Origin of the sequence: Burkholderia sp. MSMB1459WGS, assembly GCF_001534535.1 — a bacterium.
Classification (GTDB): Bacteria; Pseudomonadota; Gammaproteobacteria; order Burkholderiales; family Burkholderiaceae; genus Burkholderia.
Genome location: NZ_LPMU01000050.1, coordinates 52,643 through 70,302, shown reverse-complemented (window position 1 = coordinate 70,302; position 17,660 = coordinate 52,643). Strand labels below are relative to the sequence as shown.

Annotated in this window: 19 protein-coding genes; 14 read left to right on the top strand and 5 right to left on the bottom strand. The window is 66.9% G+C overall.

Features of this window, described 5'->3' with window-relative positions; genetic code table 11:
- Positions 1-138 precede the first annotated feature (138 nt).
- Genes WT97_RS19340 through WT97_RS19320 form a run of 5 tightly spaced genes read left to right on the top strand, consistent with a single transcriptional unit; the run spans position 139 to position 5,047 of the window.
- Positions 139-888 carry an FkbM family methyltransferase gene (locus tag WT97_RS19340; RefSeq protein ID WP_059498833.1) on the top strand — a complete coding sequence of 250 codons (750 nt, stop codon included), beginning with the start codon at positions 139-141 and terminating at the stop codon, positions 886-888.
- Positions 889-1,887, top strand: a complete 999-nt coding sequence (locus tag WT97_RS19335; RefSeq protein ID WP_060354141.1) for a phosphotransferase enzyme family protein — start codon at positions 889-891, stop codon at positions 1,885-1,887.
- A 1-nt stretch (position 1,888) separates the two neighbouring features.
- On the top strand, positions 1,889-2,767 hold the full coding sequence (locus WT97_RS19330; RefSeq protein WP_060354140.1) for a 4Fe-4S cluster-binding domain-containing protein: 879 nt from the start codon (positions 1,889-1,891) through the stop codon (positions 2,765-2,767).
- On the top strand, positions 2,764-3,831 hold the full coding sequence (locus WT97_RS19325; protein WP_060354139.1) for an asparagine synthase-related protein: 1,068 nt from the start codon (positions 2,764-2,766) through the stop codon (positions 3,829-3,831). Before WT97_RS19330 ends, WT97_RS19325 begins: the two co-directional genes overlap by 4 nt.
- Before the next feature lie 7 nt (positions 3,832-3,838).
- A complete protein-coding gene (locus tag WT97_RS19320) occupies positions 3,839-5,047 on the top strand; it encodes a glycosyltransferase (RefSeq protein ID WP_059795608.1) in 1,209 nt (402 codons plus the stop codon).
- Here the strand turns inward: WT97_RS19320 and WT97_RS19315 are convergent.
- Complete coding sequence (locus WT97_RS19315; RefSeq protein ID WP_060354138.1) at positions 5,004-5,693, bottom strand: cephalosporin hydroxylase family protein; 690 nt, start codon at positions 5,691-5,693, stop codon at positions 5,004-5,006. The genes WT97_RS19320 and WT97_RS19315 overlap by 44 nt on opposite strands.
- A 25-nt stretch (positions 5,694-5,718) precedes the next feature.
- Here WT97_RS19315 and WT97_RS19310 point away from each other — a divergent pair, with 25 nt between their 5' ends.
- The gene (locus WT97_RS19310) at positions 5,719-6,684 is read left to right on the top strand and encodes a phosphotransferase enzyme family protein (protein WP_060354137.1); all 966 of its coding nucleotides are present in this window, start codon (positions 5,719-5,721) and stop codon (positions 6,682-6,684) included.
- Positions 6,685-6,696: 12 nt separating this feature from the next.
- On the opposite strand, the gene WT97_RS19305 is transcribed toward WT97_RS19310, so the two are convergent.
- Positions 6,697-7,275, bottom strand: a complete 579-nt coding sequence (locus WT97_RS19305; RefSeq protein ID WP_060354136.1) for a polysaccharide deacetylase family protein — start codon at positions 7,273-7,275, stop codon at positions 6,697-6,699.
- 16 nt (positions 7,276-7,291) lie between these two features.
- The gene (locus tag WT97_RS19300) at positions 7,292-7,837 is read right to left on the bottom strand and encodes a hypothetical protein (protein WP_179949792.1); all 546 of its coding nucleotides are present in this window, start codon (positions 7,835-7,837) and stop codon (positions 7,292-7,294) included.
- 284 nt (positions 7,838-8,121) lie between these two features.
- On the opposite strand from WT97_RS19300, the gene WT97_RS19295 reads away from it, so the two are divergent.
- A complete protein-coding gene (locus WT97_RS19295) occupies positions 8,122-8,601 on the top strand; it encodes a DUF2501 domain-containing protein (RefSeq protein WP_060036899.1) in 480 nt (159 codons plus the stop codon).
- Positions 8,602-8,752: 151 nt separating this feature from the next.
- Here the strand turns inward: WT97_RS19295 and WT97_RS19290 are convergent, their stop codons facing one another.
- Positions 8,753-9,118: a hypothetical protein gene (locus WT97_RS19290; protein ID WP_027784520.1), complete on the bottom strand. Its 366-nt coding sequence runs from the start codon at positions 9,116-9,118 to the stop codon at positions 8,753-8,755.
- A 304-nt stretch (positions 9,119-9,422) separates the two neighbouring features.
- Here WT97_RS19290 and WT97_RS19285 point away from each other — a divergent pair, with 304 nt between their 5' ends.
- The 3 genes from WT97_RS19285 (at position 9,423) to WT97_RS19275 (ending at position 12,879) form a co-directional block, all read left to right on the top strand.
- Complete coding sequence (locus tag WT97_RS19285; protein WP_060354135.1) at positions 9,423-10,859, top strand: aldehyde dehydrogenase family protein; 1,437 nt, start codon at positions 9,423-9,425, stop codon at positions 10,857-10,859.
- Positions 10,860-10,981: 122 nt separating this feature from the next.
- The gene (locus WT97_RS19280) at positions 10,982-12,172 is read left to right on the top strand and encodes a nitronate monooxygenase family protein (RefSeq protein ID WP_060354134.1); all 1,191 of its coding nucleotides are present in this window, start codon (positions 10,982-10,984) and stop codon (positions 12,170-12,172) included.
- Positions 12,173-12,237: 65 nt separating this feature from the next.
- Positions 12,238-12,879 carry an OmpW family protein gene (locus WT97_RS19275; protein WP_060354133.1) on the top strand — a complete coding sequence of 214 codons (642 nt, stop codon included), beginning with the start codon at positions 12,238-12,240 and terminating at the stop codon, positions 12,877-12,879.
- Between the two features lie 73 nt (positions 12,880-12,952).
- Here the strand turns inward: WT97_RS19275 and WT97_RS19270 are convergent, their stop codons facing one another.
- Positions 12,953-13,156 carry a DUF1289 domain-containing protein gene (locus WT97_RS19270; protein WP_059498845.1) on the bottom strand — a complete coding sequence of 68 codons (204 nt, stop codon included), beginning with the start codon at positions 13,154-13,156 and terminating at the stop codon, positions 12,953-12,955.
- 418 nt (positions 13,157-13,574) lie between these two features.
- Here WT97_RS19270 and WT97_RS19265 point away from each other — a divergent pair, with 418 nt between their 5' ends.
- The 4 genes from WT97_RS19265 to WT97_RS19250 all read left to right on the top strand — a co-directional run bounded on the left by WT97_RS19265 (position 13,575) and on the right by WT97_RS19250 (position 17,657).
- Entirely contained in the window at positions 13,575-14,669 is a 1,095-nt protein-coding gene (locus WT97_RS19265; RefSeq protein ID WP_059498846.1) for a polyamine ABC transporter substrate-binding protein, read from the top strand.
- 86 nt (positions 14,670-14,755) lie between these two features.
- The gene (locus tag WT97_RS19260) at positions 14,756-15,916 is read left to right on the top strand and encodes an ABC transporter ATP-binding protein (RefSeq protein ID WP_059498847.1); all 1,161 of its coding nucleotides are present in this window, start codon (positions 14,756-14,758) and stop codon (positions 15,914-15,916) included.
- Entirely contained in the window at positions 15,913-16,839 is a 927-nt protein-coding gene (locus WT97_RS19255; RefSeq protein WP_059498848.1) for an ABC transporter permease subunit, read from the top strand. The genes WT97_RS19260 and WT97_RS19255 overlap by 4 nt, the downstream gene beginning before the upstream one ends.
- Positions 16,836-17,657 carry an ABC transporter permease subunit gene (locus tag WT97_RS19250; RefSeq protein WP_059498849.1) on the top strand — a complete coding sequence of 274 codons (822 nt, stop codon included), beginning with the start codon at positions 16,836-16,838 and terminating at the stop codon, positions 17,655-17,657. Before WT97_RS19255 ends, WT97_RS19250 begins: the two co-directional genes overlap by 4 nt.
- Positions 17,658-17,660 lie beyond the last annotated feature (3 nt).

The window sequence follows — 17,660 nt, the reverse complement described above, 5'->3', positions numbered from 1 at the left end:
CGATGCGGGCTTTTTCATATCCGCTGCGGCAAAACCTGCTACGCCGCGCATTCCCGTTTCCTCTGCTCAATCGACTTCAGGTAAATTACCCACCCAACACCGCCCATCATTCCCCATTTCGCCCCGGAGCCGCTCTCGATGCAGGACCATCCTCTCCCGCTCGACCTGTCCGGCCTTGCGCCCAGCCTCTACGCGCAGGGCACCGAGGAGGGCATCCTGTCGCGTCTGATGGAGCGGATTGCGCCGACCAACCGCTTCTGCGTCGATATCGGCGCGAGCGACGGCCTGCGCAACAGCAATACCGCGCGCTTGCTGCGCGAGCAGGATTGGTCCGGCGTACTCGTGGAAGGCAGCGCATACCGGTTCGGCAAGCTTGCCGCGCACTACGCGGGCGTGGAGCGCGTTCGTCTGCATCACGATCGCGTGCAGCCCGACACGGTTGACCCACTGCTCGCCGATGCGAACGTACCGACCGACTTCGATCTGCTGTCGATCGACATCGACGGCAACGATTACTGGGTGTGGCGCGGCCTGCAATCGTTCCGGCCGCGCATCGTCGTGATCGAATACAACCCGTACTACACGCCGCCCGAGCGCTGGGTCATGTGCTTCAATCCCGACCACGAATGGGACGGTTCGACCTATTACGGCGCGAGCCTCGAATCGCTCGTTCGTCTCGGCAGGCAGAAGGGCTATGAACTCGTCTGCTGCGACGACATGGGCAACAACGCGTTCTTCGTGCGGCACGACCTGTATCCGCTGCTCGGCATCGAGAACAACGATCCGTCGGTGTTGTTCCGGCCGGCGATGTACAAGCTGCGCTACGTCGGACACAACACGTTTCTTACCGGTCATCCGTATCGGCACGGGCCGGCCGAGCACATCTGAATGGATTCGCTCGCCGTCACCTTCGACGAGATTCGCGATGCCTATGGGCTCGGTCGCGGCGGGGAGCCGACGCAGGTCAGCGAACGGGTATGGCACCTGCCGACCAACGGCGGCGCGGGCGTGGCAGTCAAGCTTTATGCATGCGAACACCATGCGCGTGCGGTCAAGGAAGCCGCTGTCCTCGCGCATCTGCAAGCGCATGGCGATGCGCGTTTCCAGGTGCAGACGCTCGAGCGCACGACGTCCGGCGCATTGCTGTGGTCGGGGCAGCATTCGCACGCGATGCTGACGCGCTGGGAAGCCGGGCAATTCAAAACCTACGATACGTTCTCGCCGACCGAATGGGACGCACTCGGCGCGAGTCTAGCCGCGTTGCACCTGAGCCTCGAATCACTGCATCTGCCGTCGCGCGATACGATCCGCGCGCGGTTGACCTCGATCGATGCGGACGCGGTGCGCCGCAATCTGCTGGATGCACTCGATCGAGCGGATGCGAACGCCACCGCCGCCGCGAACCTGCGCCGCTATGTCGATCTCGCGCTGCGCATGCTCGATCGCTACTATCCGGGCAGCATCGATGCGTTTCCGGCCGACGATCCGCAGCACCCGATCCACAACGACTACAACCAGTTCAACTATCTGTTCACCGGCACGCTGCCGCCGCTGATCCTCGACTGGGAGGCGTCGATCGGCGCGCCTCGCGAATACGAGCTGGTGCGATGCCTGAATCATTTGCCGCTGGAAGCGCCGCACCTCGCGGAAGCGTTCGTGCGCGCCTACCGGCGCGTGCGGCCGCCGAACCTGGCACACATCGCATGGGCGGTCGATGCCGCTTGCCTACAGCACGCGCTCAAGCTGTGGATCGTGCAAGGCTGGCTCGACGATCCGTCGCGCTTCGCGTCGCACCTGAACGGTGCGGTGACGATGGCGTCGGCGATGGTGGACGCGCGTGGCCATCTGATCGATTTCTTTTCCCGTTGCGTGGAAGCAGGAAGCTGATGTGAGTGCGAATCCGAACAAGATCCCGAATCCGCCGCACGCCGGCGAGCGACAGCACGTGTTTCCACCGCCGCTGGATCGCGATTACCGCGTCGAGGACGGGCGCGTCCAGACGCGCTCGCTGGAAGCGCATATAGTCGATCACTGCAACCTGACCTGCGCGGAATGCTGTTCGCTGTCGCCGCTTTTGCCCGAATGGTATGCACGCCCCGAATCGATCGAGGCCGATCTGCGCAAGGCCGCGAAGGTGCTGCGCCCGCGGATGTTCAAGCTGGTCGGCGGCGAACCGTTGCTGCATCCGGGGCTCGTTGAACTCGTCGAACGCGTGCGCGGCACCGGCATCGCGCCCGTGATCTCGGTCACGACGAACGGCCTGAAGCTCGGCGAGATGCCCGACGCGTTCTGGCGAGCGGTGGATGCGCTGACGATCTCGCGCTATCCGAAGCCGGCGCTCTCCGCCGATCTGGTCGCGCACGTCGAGCACCAGGCCGCGCGCTTCGACGTGCGCCTGAACTGGAAGGTGCAGGATGTGTTCACGACGATGAACCGCGCCCAGCCCGGCACGGATCGCGACGAAGCTGGACGCCTTTATCGCGATTGCTGGATCCGCGAGCGCTGCCATATGATTCGCGACGGCATGTTCTACACGTGCACGCGTCCCGCGCATTTCCATACGCTGTACAAGGGCGAGAAGGATTTCCAGGCCGACGGCCTGCCGTTGCGCGACGATGCGGGCATGCTCGACGCGATGCTGGCCTATCTGCAACGCGAGACGCCGCTCGAAGCCTGCCTGCATTGTCAGGGCGGCAGCGCGCCGGTGGCGCCGCATCGCATCCTCAAACGCATTGAAGTGAACACCTTGAAGGCTCGTTATCCATGATCGTCGGCACGCGCGACCCGTTCGGTTTCGATCGTCTGCACTACCATCCGCGCAGCGGCGTGTCGGCGTCCGGCATCCGCGCCGTATTGCGGGCGTCGGGTCAACCGGCCGGCGCGCCGGATGCGGCCGCCATCGCGGGCTACCTGAGCGGCGAGCGCCTCGTCGGCCGCACCGTGCTGCGCGACGTGCGCGCGGTGCCGCCCGGTCATGCACTGATCCGGTCGCCGCAAGGGCTGACGGTGCAGCCGGCGCCCGAGCGGCCGCAGCATGCCGACCTCGACACCGTGCTGCGCGCGTCGCTGCAGCGCGCGCTCGACAGCGGCAAGCGCGTCGCACTGGCGCTGAGCGGCGGGCTCGATTCGGCGCTGCTGCTCGCATTGCTGCGCGAACTCGGCGCGTTGGGGCGCGTGACGGCCTACATCCTCGCGACCGACATGCCCGATTACTGCGAACGCGATGCGGCGCTCGAACTGGCCGCGCTGATGCAGGCGAACGTGAAGGTCGTACGCGCGAACGAGGCCGATTTCGTCGCGGCGCTGCCGAGAACGACCCATGCGGTCGAGGAGCCGATGTTCAACCTGCATCCGGTCGCGAAGCTGCTGCTGGCCGATGCGATGGCGGCGGATGGCGTCGAGGTGGCGATTACCGGCGACGGCGCGGATCAGGTATTGCGCCGCGACCTGTCGGCCAACTATCTGCCGCTGTGCCACGCGTTGTTCGACGCCGCGTCGGTCGACCTGCATCCGCCGTTCGTCGACCCCGCCGTCGTCGCGCATTTGACGAGCGTCGCGCCTGATCCGAACAAGCAGTGCCTGCGCGATCTCGGTGCGCGCCTGAACCTGCCGGACCGTCTCGTGCACGGCCCCAAGCGCGGACGGCTCGCGCCGGCAATGGATCTCGCGACGCTGCTCGATCGCGACCGCACGCACGCGTTGGCCGACACGCTCGGCTTGGCCGTGCCCGCTTTGCAGACGGATACCGAGCGCGTGTTGTGGACGACGCTGACACTGATTCTCGATCATCTCGATCGCCTTCATCCCGATGCTGCGCATCGCCCGACCTGAGCCGCTCATGAAACGCATCCTGTTCTGCGTGGTGCCCGAGAAGGGCCACGTCAATCCCTGCATCGGCCCGGCCCAGCATCTGCGCGCCGCCGGTTGCGACGTCGCGTTCTATGCGCCGGCCGACATCAGCGAACAACTCGACGGCGCCGGCGACTTCGCGTTCGTCGGGCCGCGCGAGACGCCCGAGCGCCACGACCTGTCGCGCGGCGCGAGTTTTGCCGCGAACATTCGCGACGCCGACTGGCTGCGGCACTGGATCCGCACACTGCTGATCGACCTCGCGCCCGCGCAGGTGGACGGCATCCGCGCGGTGCTGCGCGAATGGCAGCCCGACGTGGTCGTGATCGATCCGCTGCTCTATGCCGCGGCGATTGCCGCCGAACAGGAAGGGCTGCCGTGGGTCTCGATGTCCAATTCGCTGAATCCGGTGCTGCCGGACGATCTGGATTCGGAACTGCTGCGCACGGTGCGATGGCTGGAACCGGAACGCACGCGGCTGTTCGCGCGCTACGGCCTCGACGCGCGCTTTCGCGGTTGCGACGTGCTGTCGCCGCACCTTACGCTCGCGTTCACGACCGACGCGCTGGTCGGCGCGCCGCCGCCCGGCGTCGAACTGGTCGGCCCCGCGATGCCGTCGGGCCCGCGCGGCGACGAGACGGCGTTCCCGTGGGAACGCGTCGATGCGGATCGCCCGCTCGTCTATATGTCGCTCGGCAGCCAGCTTTACTACCATCCGGCGCTGTTTGCGAAGGTGATCGAGGCGACGCGCGCGACGTCCGCGCAACTGGTGCTGTCGGTCGGCGAGCTGGCCGATTCGGATCTGCTGCCGGCCGGCGACGAACGCGTGATCGCGGTACGTTACGCGCCGCAACTGGCGCTGCTGCGACGCACGCACGCGTTCGTCAGCCACGGCGGCGCGAATTCGGTGATGGAGTCGCTCGCGTGCGGCGTGCCGATGCTGCTGTCGCCGTTCTGCAACGACCAGTTCCATTCGGCGCACTTCGTCGAGCGGGCCGGCGCGGGCTGCGTGCTCGATCTGCAGCAGGCCGGCGTCGTGGAAATCGTCGACGCGCTCGAGCGTCTGTTGCGCCCGGGATCGTTGCGCGAGCAGGCGGCGCGGATCCGCGACAGCTATGCCGCGCGCGACGGCTCCGCGCAGGCCGCCCGCCTGATCAGCGCACTCGCTTCAGGAAGCCGCCTGGCGACAGCGTCATGAGTACGCGGTCCTCGATGTCGTGATCGACGTCGAACCGGTCGTCGCGGGCCAGAAATTCGCGTGTGGCCGTGGCCGGGTTGTTGCCCCGGCCGTACGGCTTGCCGTCGAACATCGACTCGGGCAGGTATTCCATGATGGTGTCCATCACGATCGCGTAGCTGCCGGGCGTCACGAACGGCGCATAGCATTCGAGTTCGCGCAGCACGTGCGCATGCGTATGCGTGAGATCGAGGATCGCCATCACGCGTGCGCCGTCGCCGATCTGCGCGCGCACCGAGGCGAGCGTCTCGGTCGCGCACGATTCGCCTTCGATCAGCACCATGCGGTGGGCGAGCCGGTGCGCGTGCAGGCGCTGCCTGACCTCGTCGCGCAGGCGCGGTTCGATCGCGACGACGCGGCCCGGGTTGCCCGCCAGCTCGAGCATCGACGCGGTGAACACCACGCCGCCGCCCGCGGCGATGCCAGTCTGGACGATGCAGTCGGGGCGCTCGCGCCAGATCAGTTCCTGCAGCGCGAGCATGTCGCCGGGCAGATGGAAGAAGCGCTCGCCGAGCCAGCGGGTCTGGAACAGATGGCCGAATTCGGCGGCGCGCGTCAGCCATTCGACATTGATGTCCCGCATGCGGGCCGAAGGACGCTCTGACATGGTCAATGCAACGAGTAGGAGTGACGTGAAAACGCTGGAACCGTGGCTACAGCGGTACTGGAACATCGGGCCGGCGCGCCTGCGGGCGCTGGCGTCGGGCCATACTAACAAAACGTATCTCGTCGAATGCGCTGCGGGGCGCACGGTGCTGCGCGTGTCGTGGGCCGGCAAGCCGGTCGGGCAGTTACGGCGCGAGGCGTCGATACTCGGCCGTCTCGCCGATGCGCGCATGGCGTCGAAGCTACCCGCGCTGCCTCGACTACGGCCGACCGTCGATGCGCAAACAGGCGTGCGGACGTGCGACGGAAGCTGGCTGCATCTGTTCGAGCATATCGACGGCCGTCCCGGCTTGCCGGACGACCCGCACGCTGGGGCGACCGATGCGATGCGCACGCTCGCGCATCTGCATACGGCACTGGCCGCGATCCCCGCGAGCGAAGCGGCGCCGCTGGCGTGGTTGTCCGCACGTCATGCGCGCGTCGCGGCGCGCGCGATGCCGTCGCTGCCGAGCGACCTGCGCGACGCTTACGACACGGTGATCCGGCGGATCGGCGCGCATCTCGACGCAGCGTCGTCGTGGCTCGCGGGGCGGGTGCATTGGCTGCACGGCGACTATCACGCGGGCAACCTGCTGTATGTCGGCAATGCGGTGAACGGCGTGCTGGATTTCGACGATGTGGGGCAGGGGGCGCAATGGCTCGAGGCGGCCTTTGCGTCGTTCGCGCTGTCGCGCGATGCGGGCCGGGACGACTGCTTCGTATTCGACCGTGCGCGATGGGCTGCCTGCCTGCAGGTTTATGCGGCGACGCGGGCCGAGGCGGCGCCCGAATGGCTGCGCGACAACCGCGAGCCGTTGATGGCGCTGTTCTGCGCGGACCAGACGCTGATCCATCTCGAAGCCGCGCAGCGCGGCCTATGGATGCCGGGGCCGGGCATCGGATTCCTCGGCGGCTGGCGTCAGTTGCTCGACGGGGCGCGGCCCGCGGATTAGCCGGCCGTCGCGTCAGCGCTGCCGGTTCAGGAACAGCCGTACGGCTTCGACCGTGTTGGGCCGCGCGTCGCCGTGCCGCGATCCGTCGTGCAGGCAGAACAGCACGTCGCGATGCTGCGCCACGCAGGCGTCGACGTGCGCGCACATCGCGTCGAACAGCGCCTGCGGCGATGGCGCCGGCCGCTGCCAGTCGTCCAGTATCGCGGTCCAGCCGGTGTGTTCGCGTTGCAGGCGCGCGAGCACGGCGGCGCGCTCGTCCTGCGGCAGCAATCCGTACGGAAGACGCAGCGGGATCGCGTCCGGCGCGGCGAGGCCGGCGCGGCGGTAGACGTCGCGAATCAGCCCATCGGTCGTGTGGATTTCGTCGATCAGTGCGACGTCCGCGAGCGCTCCCGGCCGCGCATGCGAATGGGTGTGATTGCCGAGCCGATGGCCTTCGCGCGCGATTCTCGTCGCGACGTCGAGCGCGCCCGCCAGATGCTTGCCGAGCACGAAGAAGGTCGCCGCGCACGATGCATCGCGCAGCACGTCGAGCAACGCGGGCGTAGACGGGCCGGGGCCGTCGTCGAAACTGAGGTGAATGGAGGTCATGGGTTGGCGGGGCCGCTCACTGAACCGGGTCGATGGCCAGCGGGCACGTGCCGACCGGACGCAGCCGGGTGCCGGTCCATTCATGGAAGAACCGGGCCGCGTTCGCGTTGCCGTCGCCGCAATCGTCGTCGAAGCAACCGGCGACGATCAACGGCCTGCTGCCGGCACGGAAGTCGACGCGCTCCTCGTCGTTGCCCATCACGCCCGAGACGGCCTTCACGCCGGGCGTCGTGTACGTCGCGCTAGTGTCCTCGTCGACGATCGCGACATTTCGGCAATCCGTTCCGCAATCCCGGATCGCGATGCGATCGTGACCGGCAAAATTGGCCGGTTGCGCGAATTCGTCACGGATGACGGTGCGATACAGGTGCGCTTCGTCGCAGGTGAACCGGGGCGACGCGGCCGGTTTGCGCGGCGCGCGGGCGGCGGCCGGTGCCGGATAGCGGTCGAACGAAGGCGACGCGCAGGCCGCGGCCGCCGTGGCTGCGGATGCGGTACCGGCGCCGGCCATCAGCGCGCTCGATGCGCCGGCGATCGGCAGAAGTCGATGGGCAAGCGCCACGCGAGTGTCCTTCATGTGCGAGGTTGATGTCGGGTCGCAGCGGCCGAACGGTCGGCGACGACGATTCTATGACGCTTCGCGCGGGCCGGCGAGACGGAATGGCGGTCGCACGCCTGTCGAGCCGGCGAGGCCGCGCGCAATCGCGCGTCAAGCATTGTCAAATCGCCGCGATATCACGATGCCTGACGTTTCATGCGGCTCCGGAGGCTGTCATGCCGCGGTCGATTGAGTATCCTTGGATGCGAATCGCGGTACTCACGCAGTCACAACCCGGGAGGCTTTACATGAATGCACGTCTTTACCGCGCGACCGTTGCCGGCGCGCTGATCGGATTGCTCGCGCCGTTTTCGGTCGCGCATGCGCAACTGGGCGACGTCCTGAAGCAGGTCGGCGGTGGCGGCGATTCGGGCGGCAGCGCGGGCGGGGCGCTGGGCAACCTCGGCGGACTCGGTGGCGCGCTGACGGGCGGCGGCGGTGCGTCGCTGATGCCGGGCAGCACCGGCAACGTCGCGGGCCTGCTGCAGTTCTGCATCCAGAACAACTATCTCGGCGGCGCAACAGGCGGCGCGGCGTCGGTGAAGGACGCGCTGATGGGCAAGCTCGGCGGCAACGCGTCGTCCGACAGCGGCTATACGAGCGGCGCGAGCGGGATCCTCGACGCAGGCAACGGCAGCAAGCTCGACCTGAGCGGCGGCGGCCTGAAGCAGCAGGTGACCAAGCAGGTTTGCGACAAGGTGCTGACGCAGGCCAAGTCGCTGCTGTAAACGCATCGGCACGCATCGCGCGTGCCGGCGCCGGGGGCGGTGCGCACGCACCGAACCCCGGCGATCATTCCGGCCGTGACGTTCGTCGCGGCGAAAAGCGCGTCGCGCTCGGCGATGCCGCGCCCCGTCGCACGGGCGGCCCTCGTGCGGCTCAATCGGCCAGCCGCTTGTCCGCGAGCGCCTTGCAGCAGTCCTCGTACACCCATTGCACGAGTTTGGCCCGATAGTCGAGATCGTCGGTATCGACGATTTCCTCGACCGCGTCGCGCGCCCACGACGCGTCGACGAATCCCGCATGCCGCTTCGCGATGTCCTGCGCGAGCGCTGCGAGCCGGGCGACCGCGAGCCAGTCGGCCTGGCGGTGATGACGGTCGAGCCAGCGGTGCGCGGCCTGGACCTGGAACGCGGCGTCCGGCCATGATTCGTTGAGGTAAAACGCGCCGAGGTTGCCGCAGGTGAGCCAGCAAAGCAGCTCCAGGCGGTCTTGCGAGCCGAGGGTATGGGATGCGTCGGACATGGCAGCGCTCACGAAGTGCGTCGATTCCGGGCGGCGCCGGCCGCAACGGGCCGATGCCGATAATAAAAACATAGCACGATGCAGGCCCGGCCGCGCACCCTGGCGGATGCCGACGTGGCGGCGACCCGACGAATGCGTTGCCGGCCACGCGCGGCGAGCGGCGGACAGCGGACAGCGGACAGCGGAGCACCGGCGTGACGGCGCTCCGACGCGACGGCGCCCGGTCCTTTCGAACGGCTGTCATTCGTCACACCAGTCACCGGAACGCTCGCTAGAATGTCGGCTTCCCTGGAGGCGGAACACGATGAAAATCTACGACCAGTTCTACATCGACGGCGCATGGCGCAAACCGGCCGGCACCGGCACGATCGACGTGATCGATTCGGGCACCGAAGCCGTGATCGGCCGGATTCCCGAGGGCGTCGCGTCCGACGCGCAGGACGCGATCCGCGCGGCGCGCGCGGCCTTCGACGCATGGGCGGCCACGCCGGCCGCGACGCGCGCGGGTTACCTGCGCAAGATCGTCGAGCATCTGCAGGCGCGCAGCGAGGAACTCGCGCAGTCGATCACCGGCGAAGTCGGCATGCCGATCAAGCTGTCGCGCGCGATCCAGGTCGGCGGCCCGATCTACAACTGGAAGGCGTACGCGAAGCTCGCCGAATCGTTCGAATTCGAGGCGCAGGTCGGCAATTCGCTGGTGGTGCGCGAGCCGGTCGGCGTCGTCGCGGCGATCACGCCGTGGAACTACCCGCTCAACCAGATCACGCTGAAGGTCGCGCCGGCACTCGCGGCCGGCTGCACGGTCGTGCTGAAGCCATCCGAAGTCGCGCCGCTCAACGCGTTCATGCTCGCCGAAGCGATCCACGCGGCCGGGCTGCCGGCCGGCGTGTTCAACCTCGTGTGCGGGTACGGCCCGGTCGTCGGCGAGGTGCTGGCGACCGATCCGGACGTCGACATGGTGTCGTTCACCGGCTCGACGCGCGCGGGCAAGCGCGTGGCCGAGCTGGCGGCCGCGGGCGTCAAGCGCGTCGCGCTGGAGCTGGGCGGCAAGTCGGCGTCGGTGATCCTCGACGATGCCGATTTCGCGACGGCGGTGAAGGGCACGGTCAACGCGTGCTACCTGAACGCCGGCCAGACCTGCTCGGCGCATACGCGGATGCTGGTGCCGGAAGCCCGCTACGACGAAGCGCGCGAGATCGCGAAGGCCGTGGCCGAAGCGTACGTCGCGGGCGACCCGCGGCAGGAGACGACGCGCCTCGGCGCGCTGGCGTCGGCCGCGCAGCAGCAGCGCGTGCAGGCGTACATCCAGCGCGGGATCGACGAAGGCGCGGAACTCGTGACGGGCGGCACCGGTTTGCCGGAAGGGCTCGCGAAAGGCTTCTTCGTGAAGCCGACCGTGTTCGGCCGCGTCGATCCGAAATCGACGATCGCGCAGGAAGAGATCTTCGGGCCGGTGCTGTCGATCATCACGTATCGCGATGAAGACGAGGCCGTGCGGATCGCGAACGATTCGCCGTACGGGCTCGGCGGCGCGGTGTGGGCCGGCAGCGACGAACGCGCGATGCGCGTCGCGCGCCGCATCCGCACGGGGCAGGTGGACATCAACGGCGGTACGTGGAACGGCGCCGCGCCGTTCGGCGGCTTCAAGCAGTCGGGGCACGGCCGCGAGAACGGCGTGTACGGGCTCGAAGAGTATCTCGAATACAAGTCGATGCAACTGAAGCCGGCGAAGCCGGCCTGAGCGCCGCTCGCGGCCCGAACCGGAAACGGCACGTTCGCGTGCCGTTTTTTATTGACGGCCGTCAAGGTGCGCGGCGGTGGATCGTCGATCATCGCGATTCCGATGTTCCGACGAGGTTTCAGATGACCGTACGCACTTCCTTTCCGCCGCTGACGATTCGCGGCCGCACCTTGCTGCCCGTCGTGCAAGGCGGCATGGGCGTCGGCATCTCCGCGCACCGGCTGGCGGGCAGCGTCGCGCGCGAAGGCGCGGTCGGCACGATCGCGAGCATCGACCTGCGGCACCATCATGCGGATCTGCTCGCGCGTTGCCGCGCGCAGCCCGATCGCGCGACGCTCGAAGCGGCGAACCTCGACGCGCTCGCGCGCGAGATCCGTCTCGCGAAGACCTACGGCGAAGGGCGCGGGATGATCGCGGTCAACGTGATGAAGGCGGTGAGCGCGCATGCGGACTACGTGCGGGTCGCGTGCGACGAGGGCGCGGACGCGATCGTGATGGGCGCGGGCTTGCCGCTCGATCTGCCCGACCTCACGCAAGGGTGCGACATCGCGCTGATTCCGATCCTGTCGGACAGCCGCGGGATCGCGCTGGTGCTGAAGAAATGGATGAAGAAGAGGCGCCTGCCCGATGCGATCGTGATCGAGCATCCGGCGCACGCGGGCGGGCACCTCGGCGTCACGCAGATCGACGACATGCATGACGGCCGTTTCGATTTCGCGCGCGTGCTCGACGAAACCGCACAGGTGATGGCGTCGCTCGGTCTCGCCCGCGACACGATCCCGCTGATCGTGGCCGGCGGGATCAACAGTCACGACACGGTGCGCGCGGCGTTCGCGGCCGGCGCGAACGGCGTGCAGGTCGGGACGCCGTTCGCGGTGACGGAAGAGGGCGATGCGCATCCGCAATTCAAGCGCGTGCTCGCCGATGCGACGCCCGACGACATCGTCGAATTCGTCAGCGTGACGGGGCTGCCGGCACGCGCGGTGAAGACGCCGTGGCTCGATCGTTACCTGCGCAACGAGACGCGCATTCGCGACAAGCTCGGCGCGCTGAAGCAGCGCTGTCCGACCGCGCTCGAATGCCTGAGCGTATGCGGACTGCGCGACGGCATCGAGAAATTCGGCCACTTCTGCATCGATACGCGGCTCGCGGCCGCACTGCGCGGCGACGTCGCGAACGGACTGTTCTTCCGCGGCCGCGAAGCGTTGCCGTTCGGCCGTGCGATCCGCAGCGTGCGCGATCTGCTCGAGCTGCTGCTGACGGGCAGTGCGACCGAGCCTGCGGCAAACCGTCCCACGTTTACGCTGGCTTGACCAATATCAAGATGGCGAAAAGACCCTATTGGGAGAATGGTAACCATTCTTTGGGGGTCCGTACCATGCATAAAACGATTCGAACTTGTGTCACCGCAGCCGCCATCTTGGCAGGCATCGTCGCGATGCCGTCGCTGTCGCACGCGGCGTCGCCGGGCGACGGCATCAACCAGGGCGACGTACTGGTCCGGCTGCGCGCGATCAGCATCCAGCCGAACGAGCGCGCGAGCGATACGCTCGGCGCAATCAACACGGGCGTGAACAACGCAATCGTGCCCGAGCTCGACTTCACGTACATGATCCGCGACTACCTCGGCGTCGAGCTGATCCTCGGCACGTCGCGGCATCAACTGACGTCGAGCCTCGGCAATCTCGGCGGCGTGGGCGTGCTGCCGCCGACGCTGCTGCTGCAGTATCACTTCAACCATGCGGGCAAGGTGCGGCCGTACGTCGGCGCCGGGTTGAACTACACGTACTTCTACAACAACGGGCTCAACGTCGGCGGAGAGGGCGTATCGATCAACAAAAGCAGCTTCGGCCCCGCGCTGCAGTTCGGCGTGGACGTGCAGCTGACGAAGAAGGTGTTCATGAACGTCGACGTGAAGAAGATCTGGATGAGCACCGATGCGACGCTCGGCGACAAGGGCATCGGCACGCTGCACATCGATCCGCTGATCGTCGGCGTGGGCGTCGGGATGAAGTTCTAGACGCGACGGAAAGAACAGAGTTGGGGTTGGCGGCATGGCGGTCGGCATGCCGCTCTTTTTTTGCGCGACGGATTTACAGCTTGTCGTACTGGAAGCGCATCGCGGTGCCTTCGCGCGCGATGCGCTCCCATACCGCGCGCTTTTCGTCGTCGCTCAGGAACACCCAGTTCGAGACTTCGGCGGCCGTGCGGCCGCAGCCCTTGCAGACTTCGTCGAAGAGCGTCGAGCACACGCCGATGCAGGGGCTGTCGGGGAGGTCGTGAAGATTGGATGCCATCGGGAGGGGGCGCGCAGTTGAGTCGTCAGCCGCCATTTTAATGCATCGCGGCGGCCCGGCCGGCCGCCGACGCTGGCGGGTCGCCCCGGCGCGGCGGCGGGACGGGCCGGCCGGGCGCCGGCCGTGTTCGCCGGCGGGCGTACCCGCCATGCGAGCGCAGGTTCGTCGCCGTGCGTCTTTCCCGGTGGACAGCCGCCGATTACCCGATAGAATTCCCCCGGAACGCCCCGCCGCACGGGCAGTCCGATCGGCCGGCAGCGGGAATCTGTTCCGTTTGCGCGACACCGGCATGATTTTTTTGTGACGGGGCGCGAATGATGGTAGTTTTCGGGGTTTTCGAGGGGCGGCGCGCCAGAATGCGCCGCCATGACGAGGCAGACGGCAGCCGGGCAACGCGTCCGGCCGAAGGGAGAACGGGATGAAAGCAAAGGTAGTGGGCCGGTTCGCGGCGCTCGCGCTGTGCGTGGGTGCATCGGCGGCAGCGGCGAAGGATACGCAGCTCAATATCTATAACTGGTCGGACTACATTGCGAAGGACACGATCCCGAACTTCGAGAAGCAGGCGGGCGTCAAGGTCCGCTACGACAACTACGACAGCGACGACACGCTGCAGGCGAAGCTGCTGACGGGCAGCTCGGGCTACGACATCGTCGTGCCGACCAGCAACTACGCGGGCAAGCAGATCGCCGCCGGCATCTTCGCGCCGCTCGACAAGTCGAAGCTGCCGAACCTCAAGTACCTCGATCCGCAACTGATGGCGCTCGTCGCCGGCGCGGATCCGGGCAACAAGTACTCGGTGCCCTGGGCATACGGCACGACCGGTCTCGCGTACAACCTGACGAAGGCGCAGCAGGCGCTCGGCAAGGTGCCGCTCGACAACTGGGACATCCTGTTCAAGCCGGAAAACCTCTCGAAACTGAAGACCTGCGGCGTGTCGGTGCTCGACGCGCCCGACCAGATGTTCGCGGCGGCGCTGCACTACATCGGCAAGGATCCGATGAGCACGAACCCGGCCGACTACAAGGCCGCGATGGACGTGCTGAAGAAGATCCGTCCGTACATCACGCAATTCAACTCGTCGGGCTACATCAACGACCTGGTCGGCGGCGACATCTGCTTCGCGTTCGGCTGGTCGGGCGACGTCGTGATCGCGAAGCATCGCGCGATCGAGGCGAAGAAGCCGTACAAGATCGAGTACTACATTCCGAAGGGCGGTGCGCCGGTGTGGTTCGACGTGATGGCGATCCCGAAGGATGCGAAGAACAAGGAAGCCGCGCTGCAGTGGATCAACTACATCGAGGATCCGAAGGTGCACGCGGCGATCACCAACGCGGTGTACTACCCGAGCGCCAACGCGGAGGCACGCAAGTACGTGCGCCCCGACGTCGCGAACGACCCGGCGGTCTACCCGCCGGCCGACGTCGTGAAGACGTTGTTCCTGCTCAAGCCGCTGCCGCCTGAAATCCAGCGTCTGCAGACGCGTCTGTGGACCGAGCTGAAGTCGGGCCGCTGACGCGAGCCGAAGTGAACCCGCAGTCATGAAGCCCCTGGTGCCCCCGGGGGCTTTGTTCGTCTAACGCAGGAGAGAAGCAGCACATCATGAATAGCCAGTCGGGCGCGCCGGTCGCGGGCGCGCCGTTCTCCGTTCCTTCCTCCGGCGCCGATGCGCGCGCCGAGAACTTTGTCCAGATCGTCGACGTCGTCAAGAAATTCGGCGACACCGAAGCCGTGCGCAGCGTCAACCTGACCGTGCGCCAGGGCGAGCTGTTCGCGCTGCTCGGCAGCTCGGGCTGCGGCAAGTCGACGTTGCTGCGGATGCTCGCGGGCCTCGAGACGGTCACGTCGGGCAAGATCCTGATCGACGGCGAGGACCTCGCGCAGATGCCGCCGTACAAGCGGCCCGTGAACATGATGTTCCAGTCGTATGCGCTGTTCCCGCACATGTCGGTCGAGTCGAACGTCGCGTTCGGGCTGAAGCAGGAAGGCACGCCGAAGGCCGAGCTGAAGGCGCGCGTCGCTTCCGCGCTCGAGCTCGTGCAGATGGGCAAGTATGCGAAGCGCAAGCCGCACCAGTTGTCCGGCGGCCAGCAGCAGCGCGTCGCGCTCGCGCGTTCGCTCGTCAAGCGTCCGAAACTGCTGCTGCTCGACGAGCCGATGTCGGCGCTCGACAAGCAGATCCGCCAGCGCACGCAGATCGAGCTCGTCAACATCCTGAACAAGGTCGGCGTCACCTGCATCATGGTCACGCACGACCAGGAAGAGGCGATGACGATGGCGAACCGCATCGCCGTGATGAGCGAAGGCCAGATCGTGCAGATCGGCTCGCCGAACGAAGTGTACGAATATCCGAACAGCCGCTTCTCGGCCGAATTCATCGGCTCGACGAACCTGTTCGACGGCGTGACGGTCGAGGACGAACCCGATCACGTGTACATCGAATCGCCGGAACTGCCGAGCCGGCTGTACGTGAGTCACGGGATCTCGGGCCCGCTCGGCATGCCGGTCACGGTGTCGGTGCGTCCCGAGCGGATCGCGCTCACGCGCAAGCCGCCCGAAGGCGCGTTCAACTGGGCGCGCGGCCGGATCGGCAACGTCGCGTACATGGGCGGCTATTCGCTGTATCACGTGAAGCTCGACGCGGGCAAGACGGTGATCGCGAACGTGTCGAGCCTCGCGATTTCCGAACTCGACACGCCGGCGCTCGGCGACGAGATCTACGTGCGCTGGAGCGCGACCGCCGGCGTGGTGCTGACGTCATGAACGCGTTCAAGTCCCTGCTCGAGTGGCCGGTGCGGCGCTTCAACCTGACGGGCGCCACGGCGGTCGTCGCCGGGCCGTTCACGTGGCTCGTGCTGTTCTTCCTCGTGCCGTTCGTGCTGGTCGTGAAGATCAGCTTCGCGGAACTGCAGCTCGGCATCCCGCCGTATACGGAGCTCGCGTCGTACGCGGACGGCGTCGTGCACATCGCGCTGAACCTGTCGCACTACGCGTTCCTGCTCACGGACAGCCTGTATTTCGCGACCTACGTGAATTCGGTGTGGGTCGCCGCGATCACGACGCTGCTGTGCCTGCTGCTCGGCTATCCGATGGCGTACTACATCGCGCGCTCGAACCCGGCTACCCGCAACCTGCTGATGATGGGCGTGATGCTGCCGTTCTGGACGTCGTTCCTGATCCGCGTGTACGCATGGATCGGGATCCTGAAGAACAACGGGCTCCTGAACAACTTCCTGATGTGGATCGGGCTCACCCATACGCCGATCGAGCTGTACCGCACGAACTACGCGGTGTACATCGGGATGGTGTATTCGTACCTGCCGTTCCTCGTGATGCCGCTCTACGCGCACCTCGTGAAGATGGACCTGCGCCTGCTCGAAGCCGCGTACGACCTCGGCGCGAAGCCGTGGAAAGCGTTCGTGCAGATCACGCTGCCGCTGTCGAAGAACGGGATCATCGCGGGCTGCCTGCTGGTGTTCATCCCGGCGGTCGGCGAGTACGTGATTCCGGAGCTGCTCGGCGGCGCGAATACGCTGATGATCGGCCGCGTGATGTGGAACGAGTTCTTCAACAACGCGGACTGGCCGATGGCGTCGGCCGTGACCTGCGCGATGGTGTTGCTGCTGCTCGTGCCGATGGCGATGTTCCAGCACTTCCAGGCGAAGGAACAGGGAGGCCGTCGATGAAACCGAATCGCTATCTGCAGTTCGCGGCGCTGTTCGTCGGCTTCGCGTTCCTGTACATCCCGATCATCAGCCTGATCGTCTATTCGTTCAACGAGTCGAAGCTCGTCACCGTGTGGTCGGGCTTCTCGTTCCGCTGGTATGCGGCACTCGTCGAGGACGACGAGCTGCTGGCGGCCGCATGGCTGTCGCTGAAGATCGGCGTGCTGACCGCGTTCGCGTCGGTGTTCATCGGCACGTGGGCCGGCTTCGTGCTCGCGCGGATGGGGCGTTTTCGCGGCTTCGCGCTGTTCAGCGGGATGATCAACGCGCCGCTCGTGATTCCCGAGGTGATCCAGGGGATCTCGCTGCTGCTGCTGTTCATCGAGCTCGCGAAGTGGATCGGCTGGCCGGCCGAGCGCGGCGTGTTCACGATCTGGCTCGGCCACGTGATGCTGTGCATTTCGTACGTCGCGATCATCGTGCAGTCGCGCGTGCGCGAGCTGAATCCGTCGCTGGAAGAAGCCGCGCTCGATCTCGGCGCGACGCCGCTGAAGGTGTTCTTCACGATCACGCTGCCGCTGATCTCGCAGGCGCTGATCGCGGGCTGGCTGCTGTCGTTCACGCTGTCGATCGACGACCTCGTGCTGTCGGCGTTCCTGTCGGGCCCCGGCTCGACGACGCTGCCGCTCGTCGTGTTCTCGCGCGTACGCCTCGGCCTGAACCCGGAGATGAACGCGCTCGCGACGCTGTTCATCATCGCGGTGACGGCCGGCGTCGTGATCGCGAACTTCGTGATGCTGCGTCAGGAACGCAAGCGGATGGCGGGGTTCGCGGCCTGACGG

What these genes read in the sequence shown, in the direction of transcription:
- WT97_RS19315 (WP_060354138.1), bottom strand. Translation starts at nt 5,693, where the DNA reads ATGTCAGAGCGTCCTTCGGCCCGCATGCGGGACATCAATGTCGAATGG.
- WT97_RS19320 (WP_059795608.1), top strand. Translation starts at nt 3,839, where the DNA reads ATGAAACGCATCCTGTTCTGCGTGGTGCCCGAGAAGGGCCACGTCAAT.
- WT97_RS19295 (WP_060036899.1), top strand. Translation starts at nt 8,122, where the DNA reads ATGAATGCACGTCTTTACCGCGCGACCGTTGCCGGCGCGCTGATCGGA.
- WT97_RS19280 (WP_060354134.1), top strand. Translation starts at nt 10,982, where the DNA reads ATGACCGTACGCACTTCCTTTCCGCCGCTGACGATTCGCGGCCGCACC.
- WT97_RS19335 (WP_060354141.1), top strand. Translation starts at nt 889, where the DNA reads ATGGATTCGCTCGCCGTCACCTTCGACGAGATTCGCGATGCCTATGGG.
- WT97_RS19260 (WP_059498847.1), top strand. Translation starts at nt 14,756, where the DNA reads ATGAATAGCCAGTCGGGCGCGCCGGTCGCGGGCGCGCCGTTCTCCGTT.
- WT97_RS19250 (WP_059498849.1), top strand. Translation starts at nt 16,836, where the DNA reads ATGAAACCGAATCGCTATCTGCAGTTCGCGGCGCTGTTCGTCGGCTTC.
- WT97_RS19275 (WP_060354133.1), top strand. Translation starts at nt 12,238, where the DNA reads ATGCATAAAACGATTCGAACTTGTGTCACCGCAGCCGCCATCTTGGCA.
- WT97_RS19285 (WP_060354135.1), top strand. Translation starts at nt 9,423, where the DNA reads ATGAAAATCTACGACCAGTTCTACATCGACGGCGCATGGCGCAAACCG.
- WT97_RS19255 (WP_059498848.1), top strand. Translation starts at nt 15,913, where the DNA reads ATGAACGCGTTCAAGTCCCTGCTCGAGTGGCCGGTGCGGCGCTTCAAC.
- WT97_RS19325 (WP_060354139.1), top strand. Translation starts at nt 2,764, where the DNA reads ATGATCGTCGGCACGCGCGACCCGTTCGGTTTCGATCGTCTGCACTAC.
- WT97_RS19290 (WP_027784520.1), bottom strand. Translation starts at nt 9,118, where the DNA reads ATGTCCGACGCATCCCATACCCTCGGCTCGCAAGACCGCCTGGAGCTG.
- WT97_RS19270 (WP_059498845.1), bottom strand. Translation starts at nt 13,156, where the DNA reads ATGGCATCCAATCTTCACGACCTCCCCGACAGCCCCTGCATCGGCGTG.
- WT97_RS19305 (WP_060354136.1), bottom strand. Translation starts at nt 7,275, where the DNA reads ATGACCTCCATTCACCTCAGTTTCGACGACGGCCCCGGCCCGTCTACG.
- WT97_RS19265 (WP_059498846.1), top strand. Translation starts at nt 13,575, where the DNA reads ATGAAAGCAAAGGTAGTGGGCCGGTTCGCGGCGCTCGCGCTGTGCGTG.
- WT97_RS19340 (WP_059498833.1), top strand. Translation starts at nt 139, where the DNA reads ATGCAGGACCATCCTCTCCCGCTCGACCTGTCCGGCCTTGCGCCCAGC.